Source organism: Rhizobium sp. SRI_017 (assembly GCF_057586295.1).
In genome coordinates, this window is the sequence record NZ_JBYCZP010000097.1 from 1 (window position 1) to 435 (window position 435).

General features: G+C 61.4%; 1 pseudogene. It reads right to left on the reverse strand.

Going from position 1 to position 435, the window contains the following annotated elements:
• Positions 1–435: pseudogene (locus tag AC2YI2_RS35195) on the reverse strand (IS701 family transposase); the annotation flags it as partial.

Here is a 435-nt window from a genome sequence, read left to right on the forward strand (position 1 = left end):
GGTGAAGAGCGGTCTGCGGCAATGCGGACATCGCATTGGCCATGGTTGTTCGAACGTGTTTAGGATCGCTTGGCGGACGGCCGGAAGGCTTGGTTGTGGCGGCGGGCCCGGGCTTATTTTTCCCCCCTTCCACCTTTGAGAGGCGGCGAGATTGCAGAAAAGCGTAGGCGATCATCGTCATCAAAGCGTGCCGGTGAAGGCCGGTCCAGGAACGCCCCTCGAAATGGTCGAGGCCGAGTTCCTCCTTGAGCTGCTGATGGACCTGTTCGCAGACCCAGAGCGCCTTGATGGCGCCAGCGAGCTGCTTGAGCGATGTGTCGGCAGGAAGATTGGAGAGATAGTATTTGCGTTCACCGGTCGAGCGATGCTCGCCGATGACCCAGACCTCTTCGCCGGGGAGATGCTGAGCGCCCCTATCGCGGATGCGCTGCGGCG